Annotated in this window: 17 protein-coding genes; 5 read left to right on the top strand and 12 right to left on the bottom strand. The window is 62.9% G+C overall.

Annotation, left to right across the window (positions count from 1 at the left end; genetic code table 11):
• Positions 1 to 92 precede the first annotated feature (92 nt).
• The gene (gene trmB, locus B5T_RS09675; RefSeq protein WP_041716975.1) at positions 93 to 779 is read left to right on the top strand and encodes a tRNA (guanine(46)-N(7))-methyltransferase TrmB; all 687 of its coding nucleotides are present in this window, start codon (positions 93 to 95) and stop codon (positions 777 to 779) included.
• A 24-nt stretch (positions 780 to 803) separates the two neighbouring features.
• On the opposite strand, the gene B5T_RS09680 is transcribed toward trmB, so the two are convergent.
• Positions 804 to 2,924, bottom strand: coding sequence for a hypothetical protein (locus tag B5T_RS09680; protein WP_014994317.1), 2,121 nt, complete (start codon positions 2,922 to 2,924; stop codon positions 804 to 806).
• Between the two features lie 96 nt (positions 2,925 to 3,020).
• Here B5T_RS09680 and B5T_RS09685 point away from each other — a divergent pair, with 96 nt between their 5' ends.
• Positions 3,021 to 4,415: an MFS transporter gene (locus B5T_RS09685; protein WP_014994318.1), complete on the top strand. Its 1,395-nt coding sequence runs from the start codon at positions 3,021 to 3,023 to the stop codon at positions 4,413 to 4,415.
• A 45-nt stretch (positions 4,416 to 4,460) separates the two neighbouring features.
• Here the strand turns inward: B5T_RS09685 and B5T_RS09690 are convergent, their stop codons facing one another.
• The 8 genes from B5T_RS09690 to B5T_RS09725 form a co-directional block, all read right to left on the bottom strand.
• Positions 4,461 to 5,822 carry a TrpB-like pyridoxal phosphate-dependent enzyme gene (locus B5T_RS09690; protein ID WP_014994319.1) on the bottom strand — a complete coding sequence of 454 codons (1,362 nt, stop codon included), beginning with the start codon at positions 5,820 to 5,822 and terminating at the stop codon, positions 4,461 to 4,463.
• A gap of 44 nt (positions 5,823 to 5,866) precedes the next feature.
• Complete coding sequence (locus B5T_RS09695; protein ID WP_014994320.1) at positions 5,867 to 6,292, bottom strand: GNAT family N-acetyltransferase; 426 nt, start codon at positions 6,290 to 6,292, stop codon at positions 5,867 to 5,869.
• A gap of 11 nt (positions 6,293 to 6,303) precedes the next feature.
• Positions 6,304 to 7,431, bottom strand: coding sequence for a cupin domain-containing protein (locus B5T_RS09700; RefSeq protein WP_014994321.1), 1,128 nt, complete (start codon positions 7,429 to 7,431; stop codon positions 6,304 to 6,306).
• A 2-nt stretch (positions 7,432 to 7,433) separates the two neighbouring features.
• Complete coding sequence (gene purB / locus B5T_RS09705; RefSeq protein WP_014994322.1) at positions 7,434 to 8,801, bottom strand: adenylosuccinate lyase; 1,368 nt, start codon at positions 8,799 to 8,801, stop codon at positions 7,434 to 7,436.
• Between the two features lie 143 nt (positions 8,802 to 8,944).
• The gene (hflD, locus tag B5T_RS09710; RefSeq protein WP_014994323.1) at positions 8,945 to 9,589 is read right to left on the bottom strand and encodes a high frequency lysogenization protein HflD; all 645 of its coding nucleotides are present in this window, start codon (positions 9,587 to 9,589) and stop codon (positions 8,945 to 8,947) included.
• Positions 9,586 to 10,704: a tRNA 2-thiouridine(34) synthase MnmA gene (mnmA, locus tag B5T_RS09715; RefSeq protein WP_014994324.1), complete on the bottom strand. Its 1,119-nt coding sequence runs from the start codon at positions 10,702 to 10,704 to the stop codon at positions 9,586 to 9,588. Before mnmA ends, hflD begins: the two co-directional genes overlap by 4 nt.
• 25 nt (positions 10,705 to 10,729) lie before the next feature.
• Positions 10,730 to 11,197: an NUDIX hydrolase gene (locus B5T_RS09720; protein ID WP_014994325.1), complete on the bottom strand. Its 468-nt coding sequence runs from the start codon at positions 11,195 to 11,197 to the stop codon at positions 10,730 to 10,732.
• A 58-nt stretch (positions 11,198 to 11,255) separates the two neighbouring features.
• Positions 11,256 to 11,879, bottom strand: coding sequence for a pseudouridine synthase (locus B5T_RS09725; RefSeq protein ID WP_014994326.1), 624 nt, complete (start codon positions 11,877 to 11,879; stop codon positions 11,256 to 11,258).
• Positions 11,880 to 11,988: 109 nt separating this feature from the next.
• Here B5T_RS09725 and icd point away from each other — a divergent pair, with 109 nt between their 5' ends.
• Complete coding sequence (gene icd, locus B5T_RS09730) at positions 11,989 to 13,251, top strand: NADP-dependent isocitrate dehydrogenase (protein WP_014994327.1); 1,263 nt, start codon at positions 11,989 to 11,991, stop codon at positions 13,249 to 13,251.
• A gap of 28 nt (positions 13,252 to 13,279) precedes the next feature.
• On the opposite strand, the gene B5T_RS09735 is transcribed toward icd, so the two are convergent.
• Positions 13,280 to 13,552, bottom strand: a complete 273-nt coding sequence (locus B5T_RS09735) for a cold-shock protein (protein ID WP_014994328.1) — start codon at positions 13,550 to 13,552, stop codon at positions 13,280 to 13,282.
• Between the two features lie 447 nt (positions 13,553 to 13,999).
• Between B5T_RS09735 and clpS the strand changes: the two genes are divergently transcribed.
• Together clpS and clpA are read left to right on the top strand one after the other, a co-directional pair.
• Positions 14,000 to 14,383 carry an ATP-dependent Clp protease adapter ClpS gene (clpS, locus tag B5T_RS09740; protein ID WP_014994329.1) on the top strand — a complete coding sequence of 128 codons (384 nt, stop codon included), beginning with the start codon at positions 14,000 to 14,002 and terminating at the stop codon, positions 14,381 to 14,383.
• Positions 14,384 to 14,452: 69 nt separating this feature from the next.
• The gene (gene clpA / locus B5T_RS09745) at positions 14,453 to 16,726 is read left to right on the top strand and encodes an ATP-dependent Clp protease ATP-binding subunit ClpA (protein ID WP_014994330.1); all 2,274 of its coding nucleotides are present in this window, start codon (positions 14,453 to 14,455) and stop codon (positions 16,724 to 16,726) included.
• A 75-nt stretch (positions 16,727 to 16,801) separates the two neighbouring features.
• On the opposite strand, the gene infA is transcribed toward clpA, so the two are convergent.
• Both infA and B5T_RS09755 read right to left on the bottom strand, forming a co-directional pair.
• Entirely contained in the window at positions 16,802 to 17,020 is a 219-nt protein-coding gene (gene infA / locus B5T_RS09750; protein WP_014994331.1) for a translation initiation factor IF-1, read from the bottom strand.
• Between the two features lie 75 nt (positions 17,021 to 17,095).
• Complete coding sequence (locus B5T_RS09755) at positions 17,096 to 17,845, bottom strand: arginyltransferase (protein WP_014994332.1); 750 nt, start codon at positions 17,843 to 17,845, stop codon at positions 17,096 to 17,098.
• Between the last annotated feature and the right edge of the window lie 134 nt (positions 17,846 to 17,979).

Here is a 17,979-nt window from a genome sequence, read left to right on the forward strand (position 1 = left end):
TCTTTTAAAACGCATAATGGTGCCTCCGTGCGGCTTGCCGAAAGAATAGCAAACGGTCGCCATCCCAACTTCATGCGGATCACAACAATTTCATGTTTGCCAACAGTTCCCCCGTGGTGTCGAACCAGACCGGACCGCACGAGCGCCTGGAGGCTACCGTGCGCCGCCATTTGTCGCAGCCCTGGCGGGCGCCGCTGGCGGAGCATGACCGTCAGGCGTTTGATCGGGCGCGGCAATGGCTCGGCGATGATGCGAGGCCGCTGATCCTGGATTCTGGTTGTGGTACCGGCCGTTCCTCGGTGATGCTGGCCCGCCGTTTCCCGCAGGCGAGGGTGCTCGGACTGGACCAGTCCGAACACCGGCTGCAGCGGGGCGAGCGGCGTTTCGGCGAGGCGCTGCCGGAAAACCTGCGGCTGGTGCGTTGCGATTGCGCCGGATTCTGGCGGCTGGCGCAGGATGCCGGCTGGCGTGCGCAACGCCATTATCTGCTGTACCCCAATCCGTGGCCAAAGAGCGCCCACCTGAAGCGGCGCTGGCACGGACACCCGGTATTTCCGCATCTGCTCGCCCTGGGCGGCGAGTTGGAGGCACGCAGTAACTGGCGGCTGTATCTGGAGGAGTTGGCGGCGGCGCTGGCGCTGGCCGGGGTCGAGGCGTCCTTGCAACCGTTGCCGGAAGATGAGGTGGCGTTGACCGACTTCGAGGAGAAATACCGTCTCAGCGGCCACCATTTGTGGCGCTTGACGGCGTCCCTGGGGGATGGCGCCGGTTCCGCCTGAGCGGTTCCTTCGGCGCCGGCGTGATTACTCCAGCAGGGTCACGGTCAGGGTTCGGGTGACCGGATCATGGCCGCGCATGAACGCCACCTCCTGAATACCCGATCCCCAGAAGTGCCGCACTTCGCCGTCCTGGCCGACCGGCGCCAGCGGCAGACCGGTCTGATCCCGTGCTTCCAGACCAGCATCCGGCAACTGCCCGCAGTGGTCCGGGATGACTACCCCGTTATCGCCCTGGAAACGGGCACAACCTGGTTTCTCAGGTGTCACCGAAACGGTTTCCACCCGGCTCGGGCAGCGGGCTTCAATGGTCAGGGTGCGGTCATGAAAACGATGATTGAAGCCGTCATCGTTGCTCAACACAAAAGCACCGGTGAAATAGCGCTCATGGTCGGGACGGGCGCCCCAGTCCCACTGGAACCGGGGCGGGCTCTCCAGGTCCTCGGCGCCACTTTTTACCGAGAGATGGCAGAGTCTCAACGCCGGCGGGCCGCCGATGATCACTTTATTGTCGTTCTGCCCGGTGACTTCGAGCTGCCGCAGAAGGGTTTCCGGTTGTTCGGGCGGCTTCGGCAGGCGGCGCGGGTTATGGCGCACACCGGGTGGATGCAGATCGCCGGAGTCCGGCAGGGGGCGGATATGGAAGGTCACCGGCCGTGACTCGATGCTCAACGGGATCAGTCGCAGCGCGGCGATATCGGCGTCCCTGGTCTGGTAGGTGGCCGTTTCCATCAGCCCATGCAAGGTCAACTGATCGGTGAACCAGCGGTCCTGGTCCGGGTGTTCCTGGTCGATGCCGGTCGGGTAAGTCAGTGCACTGAACGCCAGCGGTTCACCGTCCGCGCCCAGCGGCTCCACCCGGGCGCTGGAGGTGCCGTCGAAGTGCAGATCCACTCGCCGAGGCTGCCAGCGCGCTACCTGGATACCGGGTGGGAAGGCATCGTCTTTTGCCAGCACCACCGGTTCGCCGGGCACGTGGATGTGAAGATCCGCTGTCACATCGATTTGTCCGAGCTGGTGCAGGTTTGCTCCGGCGGGCACTGTCAGCAGCTCCTCATTGCGAGGGGAAGCCAGTGGCAAGCCCAGCAGATAGTTGCGTTCCGCCAGCCGGTTGACCATCAGCCCATCGATCTGGCCGGAACGGGCCGAACGGAACAGCGGGTCGATTTGTTCGGTTTGCAGCCCCAGGGCGGTGTCGCCTTCCAGTGGCAGACGGTTTTCCTGCACGGTATAGAAGAGACTTTCCGTCAGCGCATCGGCGAACCGGTCGAGCGCGGCCCGGTCATGCAGTGGGTTGGCATACCCGGTGTAGGACGGGGTGTCGAGTTGCCGCTTGATCATGTCCCGGTTGAATCGGACCCGCAGCGGATTGATGCCCTGAAGATCCAGCTTCCGCTGATAGTGACGCTGACTGACCAGCGCCAGACGCTGGTGGATCACGGCGTCGCTGCCCGGTACCTCAACGGTGATGGCGAGCAGGGCGATCACCGGCATGCCGGAAGGCAGCCGGGCCACCAGCCGGCCGGCACCGGTCACCGAGTCGCCCTCGAAGTCGGCTTTCAGCAGAACGCGGTCGCCATCCCGGTCCAGTACCTGGAAGCGTGCTTCCGCCTCGGGCAAGCCAATGAAAGCGGTGTCCTCGCTCCAGTGGTCGCCGGGCTGTGGATCGGCGGGCAGACCGGGCACCGCCACCGGGGTGTTGTTCCCGATGAGCGTCTTCAGCTTCGGATCCAGTTTCGCCATCAGCCTGTCATGAAGTTCCGGCTCGCCCGGACGGATCTCCACTATCTCGCCGTTTTTGATACGGCTGAGCGTGCCGGCCCTCATCATTCGCAGCGTTTCTTGCTGGCGCTGGTTGGTGTCGCTCAGGTCGCGGGTGTCCAGCCGGCCCATGGAGGTGTCGATGCTCATCCAGGGCAGGGTGGTCCGCAGCCACAAGGCGTCGTCATCCTGGCTGTGGTCGGTATCAATGCGGGTGCGAAGCAGGGCATTAATGCGGAACTCGTTTTCGTAGCCGGGCCGGGACACGCTCTGATGGCTGAGCAGCAGAAACTCGTCTTGGTAATTGCTGGCCGGCACATCGGGGCGTGAACCGACGTCGCAGGCGGACAGAACCAGTGAACAGAGAAACAGGCAGAAATAGCGCATAATCCAACTCCGGCAGCGGCACGAGTGTACCGAAATCATCGGCCTTGCGGTGTCGCCGTCGCTGAATTCGTGAACTTGCCGGCAGGGAGGCCCCGCATGCCCGTTCCCACAGCGCCCCAGTCCGACACTTGGCGTGATCTCTGTTCAGGCCAGCGCGGGCCGCGCCTGCTGCTGATCTGGCTCGGTATCTGGGTGGGAGCGGCGGAAAGTCTGGTCACCGCCACCATCATGCCGACAGTGGCGCGGCAATTGGGCGGCTACGCGTATTTCAGTTGGGCGGTGGCGCTGTTCATGATCGGAACGATCCTGGCCGTGGCCAGCGCGGGGCGACTGGCGGAGCGATACGGTTTGGCGCGTGCCAGCGCGGGCGCCGGACTGGTGTTGGCGACCGGGTGCGCGGTGTCCGCGCTGGCGCCGGATATTTTCACCTTTCTGGCCGGCCGCTGGGTGCAGGGCGTTGGCGGGGGCTGGATTTCCGGTTTCGCCATGGTGGCGGTGTCGCGGTTCTTCCCGGAACGGCATTTGGCGCGGGTGTTTGCCTCGGCCACCGCGATCTGGGCGCTGGCCACGGTGCTCGGCCCCTTGCTGGGGGGTGTGTTTGCCGAGAGCGGTGGCTGGCGTGGCGTGTTCTGGCTGTTCTCGGCCCAGGCGTTGCTGTTCATACTCGCCGCTTTGCGGCTGTTTCGTGGCGCGGCCCCGGCGGAACGCGGTGCCCGGGTGCCCTGGCCGCAGCTGGGATTGTTGGCGGTGGGGGTGGTGGCGTTGGTGCTGGCCAGTCTGGCGGAACACTGGCTCTGGGTATTGGGACTGCTGATGTTGTCGATCGGCATGCTGACGTGGTTGCGCTGGCGGGATCAACGCGGAGAGAACCGCCTGTTGCCCGCCGGGGCCTGGCAACTGCGGCACACCGTGGGGGCCGGTTACGCGGCGATGGCGGCGGTGACGGCGGCGTCCATGGCGTTGCTGATCTATGGCCCGCCGATTCTGCAAGCACTACAGGGGTTGTCGCCGTTGCGGGCCGGTTATGTGGTGGCGGTGCAGGCGATGGCCTGGACACTGGCGGCGCTGGCGGTTTCCGGGGCGGATCGGAAGGGCGAGCGCCGCTGGATTCGCATCGGCGCGTTGACGGTTTTACTCGGGGTGCTGTTGCTGGCTGCCGTTATGACGTCGCCGGTGCTCTGGGTATTGATGGGCGCGGCAATCTGTGGTCTGGGCCTGGGTTGGGGCTCCAGTCTGATGAACCGGCGCTTGCTGCGGGCGCTGGCGGAAGAAGACCGGGCCATTGGCTCTTCGGCATTGATCGGGGTTCGTCAGGTGGGTGGTGCCGTGGGCGCGGCGCTGGCGGGGTTGGCGGCCAATCTGACCGGAGTGGCGGAAGGTCTGTCGCCGGAAAGCGCCGAGCGGGCAGCTCCGGTGGTGTTCATGGCGGTGCTGTCGATGGCGCTGTTGGCGGTGTGGTGCGCGTGGCGGTTTACCCGGTCGGAGGATTGAATCGCGGCGCACAAGCCGCGATTCCGCGTGTTGCCGTCACGGGCCTCAACCGAGCTGAGGCAACTGCGCCAGCGCCACTTCCGCGGCGGCGGCGTCGTACTCACGGTCTTCCAGTTTGCCATCGAAGAAATCGATGTAGGCCTGCATGTCGAAATGACCGTGGCCGGACAGGTTGAACAGGATGGTTTGTCCCTGGCCTTCTTCCTTGCAGCGCAGAGCTTCGTCGATGGCGGCCTTGACCGCGTGGGAGCACTCTGGTGCCGGCACGATGCCTTCGTGGCGGGCGAATTGCACCGCCGCCTCGAAGCAGCCGGTCTGGGCGTACGCGCGGGCTTCGATCAGCCCCAGTTGCAACGCGTGGGAAACCTGCGGGCCCATGCCATGGTAACGCAGGCCGCCGGCGTGGAAGCCCGGCGGGGTGAAGCTGGAGCCCAGGGTGTGCATCTTGGTCAGCGGTGTCAGGTGGGCGGTGTCGCCGAAGTCGTAGGCGAACCGGCCCTGAGTCAGGGTCGGGCAGGCCGCCGGCTCCACCGCCAGGATGCGGCGGCTGCGGCCACCACGCAGTTGCTCGCCGAGGAACGGAAACACCAGGCCGGCGAAGTTGGAGCCGCCGCCGGTGCAGCCGATCAGTATATCCGGATCGTCGCCGGCCATTTCCATCTGCAGCAGGGCTTCCTGGCCGATGATGCTTTGATGCAGCATCACATGGTTGAGCACGGAACCAAGGGCGTACTTGGTATCATCGGCCTGGGCCGCCAGTTCCACCGCCTCGCTGATGGCGATGCCGAGGCTGCCCGGGTGATCGGGGTTCTCCGCCAGTATGGCGCGGCCGGCGTTGGTGAGATTGGACGGGGAGGGGATGCACTCGGCCCCGTAGGTGCGCATCAGTGCCTGCCGATAGGGCTTTTGTTGATAGGACACCTTGACCTGGAATACCTGCACCTCGAGACCGAACAGGCTGCCGGCGAACGCCAGGGAAGAGCCCCACTGGCCGGCGCCGGTTTCGGTGGTCAGACGGCGGGTGCCGGCTTCCGCATTGTAATAGGCCTGGGCCACGGCGGTGTTCGGCTTGTGCGAGCCGGCGGGGCTCACGCCCTCGTATTTGAAGTAGATGCGCGCCGGCGTATCCAGGGCTTTTTCCAGCCGCCGGGCACGGATCAGCGGACTTGGCCGCCACATCTTGTAGATGTCCAGCACCGCTGCCGGAATCTCCACATAGCGTTCGGCGGTCATTTCCTGGGCGATCAGGGTATCCGGGAACAAGGGCGCCAGATCCGAAGGGGCCACCGGCTGACGGGTGCCGGGATGCAGCACCGGGGCCATCGGTTCCGGGAAGTCCGCCATGATGTTGTACCACTGGCGTGGCAGACGGGATTGCTCCAGGAAATACTGGGTGGTGTCGGACATGGGGCTCTCTTCTTCTGATTATTGTTCCGTCGTGACGTGACGGGTTATTTCAGCAACTTGATCATTTGCCGGTGCGGGATATGGGCATCCATGAAAATGCCGCCGGAACTGGCGAAGCCCGCCGCTTCATAGAAGCTGGTGGCGTGGGTCTGGGCGTTGAGGAAGATCTCCTGCATGTCACGGGCCCGAGCCGCTTCCTCGGCGGCCACCAGCAGGGCCCTGCCGACACCGCTGTTGCGGTTGTTCGAGAGCACGCACAGGCGGCTGATCTGGCCGCTGCTCTGCAGGCGGATACAGCCCACTGGCTGGTTCTGCTGGTCGAGCGCGAGAAAATGACAGGCACCGGGATCCTCGCCGTCCCACTCCAGTTCTTCCGGCACACTCTGCTCGCCGATGAAGATGGTTTCGCGCAGCAGGCGCAGTGCCGGCTCGTGTTCGTCCCAAGTGGTTTCGATGATGCTAAAGGCCATGGTGTTCTCGGTTAAAGCGGGGCAAAGAAGCCCTGATCGATCCAATGATTGAGCAGCTCGCGGGCGGACCGGGTCAGCAGCGGCTCCAACTGGTCGTTGCGGTAGCGGCGCTGTCCGGCCAGCAGGTCCACCAGGGCGGTTTGCTCCGCGTCCAGTGTCCAGCATTCGCCGTTGAGCCAGGCATGGTCGCCCTGACGAAGCAGGCGCACACCGCCGTGCCGTACCAGCACGGCGTCCGGTGCGCCGGCGCGAATCTGCTCTTCGTCCACAATAAAATCAAGACCGTTCTGACGCGGTGTGCTCAGCCAGCGGGCCACCGCCCGGGCGGCCTGGGCGCGGTCCAACAGCCCCAGGGAAGCAGACAGCAGGTTGTCCAGATCGTTCTGTTCGAGCCGTCCCGGGGCCGGGCAGGGCGCACGTCCGGCGTCGCCGTAGAGCTGCTCAGGCTGATTGGCCAGACATTCGGCCACCATTTCCGCCAGCAGGTCACGGTAATCCGGGGCGCGGAATCCCACCGACCAGGTGACGCAATCGCTGTCACTGGCGACGCCATGGTGGGCGACGCCCGGAGGCAGATACAGCACATCGCCGGGGCCGGCGTGAAACTCCTGTTCGCAGGGCATGTGCGCCAGCATCTTCAGCGGCGTATCGGTGCGCTGCGGCGTGGCGTCGTCACAGTGCGGGCCGATTCTCCAATGGCGATGGCCGCTGGCCTGGATCAGAAACACGTCGTACTGATCGAAATGCGGGCCGACGCTGCCACCCTCGGCGGCGTAGCTGATCATGATGTCTTCCAGGCGCCAGCCCGGCACGAAGCCGAAATCGTCCAGCAGCAGGCTCACCGGTGTCAGAAAGTGGTCCACGGACTGTACCAGCAGGGTCCAGTCCTGCTCGCCCAGGCCCTCGAACGCATCCTCTTCCAGCGGCCCCTGCTGCAACGACCAGGGGCCATCACCGGCGCCCCGGATCAGCCGGGATTCCACCTCCGCCTCCAGTGCCAGCCCGGCCAGGGTGTCGGCGTCGGGGTAGTCAAGGCCGCGGGCGGCGGCAGGCATGAACAGCGTGCGCCGCTGCCAGTGCCGTTGGAGAAAGGTCTCCACCGGCAGTGGCAGCGTGAAGCGGGGCAGTTCAGTGGCCAAGGTCAGACCGTCCGGGCCTGCTGGCCGGCGCTGCCCACGTAGGAGGCCGGGGTCATTTCCTTGAGCCGCGCCTTGGCTTCTTCCGGGATCGCCAGGGTGTCGATGAAGGCAATCAGAGCCTCCTCGGTGATCGCCTTGCCACGGGTCAGGGCCTTGAGTTTTTCGTAGGGCTGCTCGATGCCGTAGCGGCGCATTACCGTCTGGATCGGCTCGGCCAGCACTTCCCAGGCGTGCTCCAGATCCTCTTCCAGGCGAGCCGGGTTCACTTCCAGCTTGCCGATGCCTTTGAGGCTGGCTTCATAGGCGATCAGGCTGTGGGCCAGGCCCACGCCCACATTGCGCAGCACGGTGGAGTCGGTGAGATCGCGCTGCCAGCGGGAGATCGGCAGCTTGGCGGCGAGGTGATCCATCATCGCGTTGGCCAGGCCCAGGTTGCCTTCGGAGTTCTCGAAGTCGATCGGGTTGACCTTGTGCGGCATGGTGGAGGAGCCCACTTCGCCTTCCACGGTTCTCTGTTTGAAGTAACCAAGCGAGATGTAACCCCAGACGTCGCGGTCGAAGTCCAGCAGGATGGTGTTGAAGCGCATCAGGGCGTGGAAGTATTCGGCGATCCAGTCGTGCGGTTCGATCTGCGTGGTAAACGGGTTGAAGGTCAGTCCCAGACCCTCGACGAAACGGCGGGCGAAGGTTTCCCAGTCCACTTCCGGATAGGCCGCCAGGTGGGCGTTGTAGTTGCCCACCGCGCCATTGATCTTGCCGAGCACCGGTACCGCCGCGAATTGTTCGCGCTGGCGTTGCAGGCGTGCCACCACGTTGGCCATTTCCTTGCCCACGGTGGTGGGAGAGGCGGACTGGCCGTGGGTGCGTGACAGCATTGGCCGGTCGGCGTTGGCATGGGCCAGCTTGCGAATGGCGTTGATGACCTGATCCAGTTTCGGCAGCAGGGCATCGCGCGCTTCCTTGAGCATCAGCGCGTAGGAGAGGTTGTTGATGTCCTCGCTGGTGCAGGCGAAGTGCACGAACTCGGTCATCTTGTCCAGCTCTTCGTGCTCGGCCATGCACTCCTTGATGAAGTACTCCACCGCCTTGACGTCATGGTTGGTGGTGGCCTCGATGTCCTTGATGCGCTCGGCGTGCTTTTCCTCGAATTCACGGGTGATGCCACGCAGGTGCCAGGCGGCCTTGCCGCTCATCAGCGGGACCTCCGGAATCGCCTTCTCGTGGGCCAGCTGTTCCAGCCAGCTGACTTCCACATGAACCCGGTAGCGGATCAGGCCGTATTCAGTGGTGATGTCGCGCAGGGCATCCGCTTTGCCGGCGTAGCGGCCGTCCACCGGAGAAATGGCACGAAGGTGAGTAAGGCTGGACATGAAGCACTCCTAGACAGGAAAACCGAAAGCGGCGCTATCATACAGCAAATCGGGGGGCGCCGCGTGGGTTATGACGAAGGTCGAAGGGTGGAACAATCGCGGCTCGTAAGTCGCGATTTATCATTACATTCCACTTTATAAAACTATTTTAACTCATTGATTTTTATGCTGTTTAGAATGTCGAGATGCGCTTTGCGTTGAAACAGTAAACGCCAGCGCCGACCACCCATTTGATGCCACAGAAAGGCGGCTCGCACACCGGCCAGGAACAGGCCGCGGATGCGGGCCGCGTTGTCCTCGTCCTGCAATTTGGCCGGGTCGCCCTGGACGCGGATACGAAACCGAAACGTACCCAGCGTATCCACGTAGATTCCCGCCAGCCGGTGGCAAAAGCCGGGCTGGGTGAGGTCCTCGAAATGGGCGCGCTGACCTTCCAGGGCCAACAGCCGGTTGCGCAGGATATTCACCACGTCGTCATTCTTGCGCAGTTTTGAAGAGAGATGCAGCAGCGCCAGCCCATAGCTGAGAGGGCGGGCGGCATCCCGATTCTGTTCCCTGTTGAGGCTCTTGCGCAGCAGGCGCAGGCCGTCCTGGAAGCGGGCCGGGCGCGGGTAGATGGTGTCGAAGTCGGTGGCGTCCATCACCAAGACCGATTCGAACAGTGACTCCAGGACCGCCGGATCGGCGTCGCCACGGGTGGCGATCTGGTCGGCCATGACCGCGCACTCGAACACCGCGCCGAGAGCCAGCATTTGCTGTTGCTGTAGGGACAGGGATTGCTCGGTCATCGTGTCTCCTCGATCACGGCCCCGCCGAGACAGGCGTCGCCATCGTAAAACACCACCGACTGCCCAGGGGTGACCGCTCGTTGTGGCTGATCGAACACCACCCGCACCCGGCCGTCGCCGGCGCTCTCCACGGTACAGGCCTGATCGGGCTGGCGATAGCGGGTCTTGGCGGTAAGCCGGGCCGGAAGGGCCGGCGGCGACATCGCCACCCAGTCCACCGGCGCGCTGGTCAACTCGCGGCTGAACAGCAGCGGGTGGTCATGGCCTTGCACCGCGATCAGCACGTTGCGGGTCAGATCCTTGCCGGCCACGTACCAGGGTTCATCATTGCCGTCCGCGCGACCGCCGATGCCAAGACCCTGGCGCTGACCCAGGGTGTAGTACATCAGTCCGTCGTGCCGGCCGATCACCTTGCCATGGTCATCCTCGATGACACCGGGCTGGGCCGGCAGATAGGTTTCCAGGAAGTCCTTGAAGCGGCGCTCGCCGATGAAGCAAATGCCGGTGGAATCCTTCTTTTTGTGGTTGTCGAAGCCTTTCTCCCCAGCCAGGCGGCGCACTTCCGGTTTGTGCAGGTCACCCAGGGGGAATAGGGTGCGGGCGAATTTGTCGCCGCCCACCGCGTGCAGAAAGTATGTCTGGTCCTTGTTGGTATCCACCGCGCGCAGCAGCCGGGCGGGGCCGGGCCCATGCTCGACCCGGGCGTAGTGGCCGGTGGCGATGGCGTCGGCGCCCAGCGCCACGGCGTGATCCAGGAAGGCGCGGAACTTGATTTCCTTGTTGCAGAGGATGTCCGGGTTGGGAGTGCGGCCGGCCCGGTATTCCTCGAGGAAGTGCTCGAACACCCGGTCCCAGTACTCGCCGGCGAAATTCACCGTATGCAGCTCCATACCCAATACGCCGGCCACCTGCATGGCGTCGAGCAGATCCTCCCGGGCGGTACAGTATTCGGTACCGTCGTCCTCGTTCCAGTTCTTCATGAACAGGCCTTCCACCTGATAGCCCGCCTCCAGCAGACGGGCGGCCGCCACCGAGGAGTCGACACCGCCGGACATGCCGACGATGACGCGGGTGGATTGAGGAGCAAGAGTGGACGGAGAAGGCAGTTCCGACATGGTGACCAACCGTGTAGTGATGGATTCAACCCTGCTGCAAAGGCCAGGGGTGCTGATAAATGCTGTCCAGCGGTAGACGCCGGCCGCTCAGGTAATCGGAGACGCAGCGCGCTACCAGCGGACTGCGGTGCTCGGCTTGCAGCGCGGATAATTCCTGAGGCGTCAGCCAGACCGCTTCCTCGATACCGCGATCCAGTTTCTGGCGCGGGTCATGTTTCAGCGGACGGGCGACGAAACAGGCCCGGTAGTATACTCCGGCGCCCTTGAACGGCTGAAAAATGTACCAGCCGAGCAGGTCGGTCACTTCCACTTGCCAGGCCGTCTCTTCCAGGGTTTCGCGGTAGGCGGCCTGCATCAGGTCCTCGCCGAATTCCACATGGCCGGCGGGCTGGTTGAGCACCAGTTCTCCGTCCTGGTGTTCACGCACGAACAACAGGCGTCCGTCTTGCTCCACCACGGTGGCTACCGTAATGTGCGGTTCGAAGCTGTTCATAGATTGGCCGTTCCAGGCATGGCGGGCGCCAGATGGTAGCGCAACGCCGGGGGGCTCGTCACGACCGGCGCGCTTTCCCTCGCGGCTGACGTGGAGGAGCGCGGCGCCGGGATGGCCCGCCCCGCGCCGGCGCCTTGGGCAGGTGCACGGTTTCGTCACGCCACTGACCGGGCTGCAAGCCATCCAGGCTCCAGTCGCCGATGCGCCAGCGCACCAGCCGCAGAGTGGGAAAGCCTATCGCCGCGGTCATGCGCCGCACCTGACGGTTGCGACCTTCGTCTATGGTGAGTTCCAGCCACTGGTCGGGTACCGTGAGCCGCGTGCGCACCGGCGGCTGGCGCGGCCATAACGAAGGAGCGTCGATAGGCCGAACCCGCGCCGGCCGGCAGGGGCCGTCCTTGAGCGTGATGCCCTGGCGCAACGGCTCCAGATCCTCGTCGCCGGGAGCGCCTTCCACCTGTACCAGATAGGTTTTCGGCAGGTGAAAGCGCGGACTGGCTATGCGCGCCTGGAGGCCGCCGTCATCGGTGAGCAGCAGCAATCCCTCGGAGTCCCAGTCCAGCCGGCCGGCGGGGTAGACGCCCTCCATGGGGAGCAATTCCTTGAGCGTCCGGCGCCCGCGGGTGTCGGTGAACTGGGACAACATCTGAAAGGGTTTGTTAAACAAAATAAGCCGGGCCATTGGGAAATTCGTCGGTTCGGGCCCATGAAGGCCAAGCAAGGTTATTCACTCGATGGTATACTCGCCCGGCAACCGAATTCCACGGTTATTCTCAGAGGGAGTAGTGTAGATGGGATACCAAAAGATCGTGGTTCCGGCAGACGGTGACAAAATCACCGTTAATGCGGACCTATCCCTGAATGTCCCCAACCACCCGATTATTCCGTATATCGAAGGGGACGGCATCGGCGTTGATATCTCGCCGGTGATGATGAAAGTGGTTAACGCCGCGGTGGAAAAAGCCTATGGCGCCAAGCGTGGCATCACCTGGATGGAAATCTATGCCGGTGAAAAAGCCACCCGGGTTTACGGGCCGGATGTATGGCTGCCCGAAGAAACCCTGGAGGCCATGCGGGAATTCACCGTAGGTATCAAAGGACCGTTGACCACTCCGGTGGGCGGTGGGATCCGTTCTCTGAACGTAGCCCTGCGCCAGGAGCTTGACCTTTATACCTGTATGCGCCCGGTGCGATGGTTCGAAGGGGTACCCAGCCCGGTACGCCACCCCGAACTGACCGACATGGTGATCTTCCGTGAAAACTCCGAAGACATCTATGCCGGCATCGAGTGGGCCGCGGACGGTCCCGAAGCCACCAAACTGATCCGCTTCCTGCGCGAGGAAATGGGTGTTACCCAGATCCGTTTCCCGGAAGGTTGTGGTATCGGCATCAAGCCGGTGTCCCGCGAGGGCACGCAGCGTCTGGTCCGCAAGGCGATCCAGTACGCCATCGACAATGACAAGGATTCCGTCACCCTGGTGCACAAAGGCAACATCATGAAGTACACCGAGGGGGCCTTTAAGGATTGGGGCTACGAATTGGCCCGGGACCGCTTCAACGCCGAGCTGCTTGACGGCGGCCCATGGATGGTGATGAAGAACCCGCGTACCGGGAAAGAGATCGTCATCAAGGATGTGATCGCGGATGCCTTCCTGCAGCAGATCCTGATGCGTCCGGCGGAGTACAGCGTGATCGCCACGCTGAACCTGAACGGTGACTACATTTCCGACGCCCTGGCGGCGGAAGTGGGCGGTATCGGCATCGCGCCGGGCGCCAACATCGGTGGCTCCGTGGCGCTGTTCGAGGCCACTCACGGCACCGCGCCGAAGTACGCCGGTCAGGACAAGGTGAACCCGGGTTCGCTGATCCTGTCCGCCGAGATGATGCTGCGCCACCTGGACTGGGAAGACGCCGCCGATCTGGTGATCAATGGCATGGAAGGGGCGATTGCCGCCAAGACCGTGACCTACGACTTCGAGCGTCTGATGCCCGATGCCACGCTGCTGAAGTGTTCCGAATTCGGCGATGCCGTGATCGAACACATGGGGAACTGATTCCAGTCCCCTCCGGTGAAGCGCTCACTCAGGTGGAGAGGGCGCTTTTCTCCCGCTCCCGCCTCCGGCCCGTCCGGTGCCGGCGGGTGGTGGGAACCGCTCCCGGCTTCAGGTTCACCGCATGGTAACCCTTGCTGGCCTCGAGCAGCTCATATTCCACACTCTGTCCGGTGTATAAGGTTTTGTAACCTTTCTCCTGTATATAGGAGTAGTGCACGAACAGATCATCGCCACCTTCGTCCGGCCGAACGAAGCCATACCCTTTGGCGTTGTTGAACCACTTTACCGTTCCCGTTGCCATGGTCGTCCCTCATGTTACCCCGGGGGTTTGTTCCGGGTGTCCCGCCGTGCCGGTGTTCTGTATGACAACCGGTCATCGCACGGTAACCTATGGCTGTACATTGTTTTTGTTATCCCCGCCCGGGCGGGGCCTGGATCACTGACGTCAATATCCAACATCAACGCCGCCGGCCATGGGCCTTTGCTCTGGCTATCATAGCGGGCTGCTATGATAGCCGTGCCGCCGGCCTCGGCATGATATGAATTGAGATGTGCCGAACGGGCCGGAAAGTCCCGGAACATCCGGCATTGCTGGATTCAGAGATCCCCTGGGTCGCGCTCTGCCCAACTTTTCATCATGGATAACTGAGTGTCAAGTCTTGATGGTGGGATTGAAAAATCACGGTTAATGCCCCAATTAGTGGATTGCCTGTCGGCGCCCGCGGGTATACAAACTTCAGAGAGACGCATGAAAAGGCAGCACAAGGTGTTTTTCACGGGTAACGAACGGGGGGCGCGAATACGCCTGGGGCCGGATCAGCCGGCGGATCCCGATCGTCAGGGCGATCTGACCGTGGAGGCGAGCAAGCCACGGCTAAAGCGCCCGCCCATGTATAAAGTGATCATGCTCAACGACGATTACACACCGATGGACTTCGTCGTTGAGGTACTGGAAACCTTTTTTCGTATGGACCGCGAGCAGGCCACTCGTGTCATGCTGACGGTCCATACCGAGGGCAAGGCGGTGTGCGGGGTGTTTCCCCGGGATATCGCCGAGACCAAGGCCGCGCAAGTGGTCGATTACGCCCAGGAACATCAGCATCCGCTGATGTGTCAGGTGGAGAAGGCCTGATTTAGGCCCAAGGGCCTGATCTCAGGCCGGCAAGCCCGACACCAAGGGTGACGAGTAGTGAGGTAGCCTATGCTCAGCAAAGAACTGGAACTTACCCTTAACGAGGCGTTCCATCACGCACGAAGCCACCGTCATGAGTTCATGACCGTGGAGCATCTGCTGTTGGCACTGCTGGACAACGATGCCGCGTTGGAAGTGCTGCGCGCCTGCGGCGCGGATCTGGATGAGCTGCGCGAGGCCCTGACTCAGTTCATTAGCGATGCCACGCCGCTGTTACCGGATGACGGTGACGATGAGCGTGACACGCAACCGACGCTGGGTTTCCAGCGGGTGCTGCAACGCGCGGTGTTCAGCGTGCAGTCCTCGGGCAAGAAGGAGGTGACCGGCGCCAATGTGCTGGTGGCGATCTTCAACGAGCAGGAGAGCCAGGCGGTTTACCTGCTCAACAGCCAGGATGTGCATCGTCTGGATGTGGTCAATTTCATTTCCCATGGCGTGTCTCCGCAACAGGAGGGCGACGATGCGCAGCAACCGGACATCGAGGCTGGCGGTGGTCCCGAAGGCGGGGCTTCCGCCAACGCCCTGGAAGCCTATGCCTCCAATCTGAACGAACTGGCCCGGGCCGATCGAATCGACCCGCTGGTGGGCCGTGCTTTCGAGATTGAACGGGCGGCGCAGATCCTGTGCCGGCGGCGCAAGAACAATCCGCTGCTGGTGGGCGAGCCGGGTGTAGGCAAGACCGCCATCGCCGAGGGTCTGGCGCGCATGATCGTGGAAGGGCAGGTGCCCGAGCCGCTGCAGGACGCGGTGGTCTATTCCCTGGATCTGGGCGCGTTGCTGGCCGGTACCAAATACCGCGGTGATTTCGAGAAGCGGCTGAAGAGTCTGCTGGCGGAACTGCGCAAGCAGGACAACTCGATTCTGTTCATCGATGAGATTCACACCATCATCGGTGCCGGCGCGGCTTCCGGCGGTGTCATGGACGCCTCCAATCTGCTTAAACCGTTGCTGGCTTCCGGGGACCTGAAATGCATGGGCTCCACTACCTTCCAGGAGTACCGGACCATTTTTGAAAAAGACCGGGCGCTGTCCCGCCGCTTCCAGAAAGTGGATGTGGTGGAACCGTCGGTGGAGGACACCGTGGGTATTCTCAAGGGGCTCAAGAGCCGTTTCGAGAAGCACCATGGTGTGCAGTACACCGACGCGGCACTGCGCTCGGCGGCGGAGTTGAGCGCGCGCTACATTAATGACCGCTTCCTGCCGGACAAGGCCATCGATGTGATCGACGAGGTCGGTGCCTGGCAGCGCCTGCGGCCGGAAAACGAGCGCCGTGAAATCATCGAGCAGGATGACGTGGAAGTCATGGTGGCGAAGATCGCGCGGATTCCGCCGAAGCAGGTGTCCTCTTCCGACAAGGAAGTGCTGCGTAATCTGGAACGGGATCTGAAGATGACCGTGTTCGGTCAGGACGAGGCCATCGATGCCATCTCCGCGGCGATCAAGCTGTCCCGAGCCGGGCTGAAGGCGGATAACAAGCCGATCGGCTCGTTCATGTTCGCCGGTCCCACCGGGGTGGGTAAAACCGAGGTGAGTCGGCAACTGGCTCGCGCACTGGGCGTGGAATTGGTGCGCTTTGACATGTCCGAGTACATGGAGCGGCATACCGTCAGCCGCCTGATCGGCGCGCCTCCGGGCTACGTCGGTTACGACCAGGGTGGCTTGCTCACCGAAGCAATCACCAAGACACCGCACTGCGTGTTGTTGATGGACGAGATCGAGAAGGCGCACCCGGAAGTGTTCAACATTCTGCTGCAGGTGATGGACAACGCTTCGCTGACCGACAATAACGGCCGCAAGGCGGACTTCCGCAATGTGATCCTGATCATGACCACCAATGCGGGCGCCGAGGTGTTGAACAAGCGCTCCATCGGTTTCACCGAGCAGGATCAGTCCAGCGATGGCATGGAAGTGTTGAAGAAAGCCTTCACGCCGGAGTTCCGCAACCGGCTGGACGCCATCATCCAGTTCAACCCGCTGGGCCGGGAAACCATTCTCGGTGTGGTGGACAAGTTCCTGGTGGAACTGCAGGCGCAGTTGGATGAGAAAGGCGTGGTGCTGGAGGTGGAGGCGGATGCCCGCACCTGGCTGGCCGATCACGGCTATGACAAGGATATGGGCGCCCGTCCCATGGCCCGTCTGATCCAGGAGCAGATCAAGAAGCCGCTGGCGGAGAAGCTGCTGTTTGGAGAGCTGGCGGAGCAGGGTGGTCGCGCACGAGTTGTGGTTCGCGACGACAAGCTGCTGCTGACCGTGGACGCCTCCCAGGAGGAAGCCACCTGCTGAAGATCGCGGCCATGGATGGCTGGCTTAACAAAAAAACCCGGCATGCCGGGTTTTTTTATATCAAGAAAACCGTGATTACTTCATGCGGAAGGTGATACGCCCTTTGCTCAGATCATAGGGGGACATTTCCACCTTGACGCGATCGCCGGTGAGGATCCGGATGTAGAATTTACGCATCTTGCCGGAGATATGGGCGGTGATTACATGCCCGTTATCCAGCTTCACACGAAACATGGTGTTGGGAAGGGTTTCAAGAACCACGCCTTCCAATTCAATTTGCTCTTCTTTCGCCATTCAGCGCGTACCCTGATGTCGTCGGCTACGGAGGGAGGCGCAATTGTGCCGGAATTGGACGCTTGCTGCAAAGGTTTAGGCGATGGGAGAGCGACGCCCCGGAGGAGTGGGGGGGTGAAACTCCTGCCACTCGTCGTTGATCAACAGTTCCAGCGGGCGGTACTGGCTCTTGTAGCTCATCTTGCGGCATTCGCTGATCCAGTAGCCCAGGTAGAGATAGGGCAGGCCCAGACGGCGGCATTCCTCGATTTGCCAGAGCAGGGCATTGACGCCGAGGCCGCGCTCGGCGGCGGCCGGGTCGAAGAACGTGTAGACCGCCGACAGGCCGTCCTTGAGGGCGTCGGTGACCGCCACGGCAAGCAATTTTTTGGTGGCCGGATCACGGAAACAGTAGAAGCGGGTATCGGTCCAGGCGCAGGTCAGGAAGCTGGAAAACTGCTCCTCGGAAGGCGGATACATGTCGCCGTCGCCGTGGCGTTCGCGAATATACAGCGAGTAGAGCCGGTAGAATTCGCGGGTGTACCGGGAAGGCTCCTGTCGTACGATCAGATCGCTATTACGCTGCAGGATCCGTTTCTGCCGCCGGCGGGGCTGGAAATCCGCCACCCGCACCCGTGCCGGCAGACAGGCGTGGCAGGCCTCACAATGTGGCCGATACAGGTAGTCGCCACTGCGGCGGAAGCCGAGCAGGGACAACTCGCTGTACAGGGCCGCATTGAGGCGCACCTGAGGGTCCACGAACAGCGTGGCGGCCTGCTGGCCTTCCAGGTAGCTGCAGGGGTGGGCCGGCGTGCGGAAAAAGCGGAGTTCGGACAGATCACTCATGGGGCCAGTTTATCCAACAGGGGGCCACCAAGGCCAGCCGTCCGAGTGTGGTGCTGCTTTTACCGTGTGGACGGGTGGTCCGTGAATACTTGTGCCTTTCGCCGGCGCGCGGAGTTGGATAGGCTTTCGAAGCC

It is taken from the genome of Alloalcanivorax dieselolei B5 (assembly GCF_000300005.1).
Classification (GTDB): domain Bacteria; phylum Pseudomonadota; class Gammaproteobacteria; order Pseudomonadales; family Alcanivoracaceae; genus Alloalcanivorax; species Alloalcanivorax dieselolei.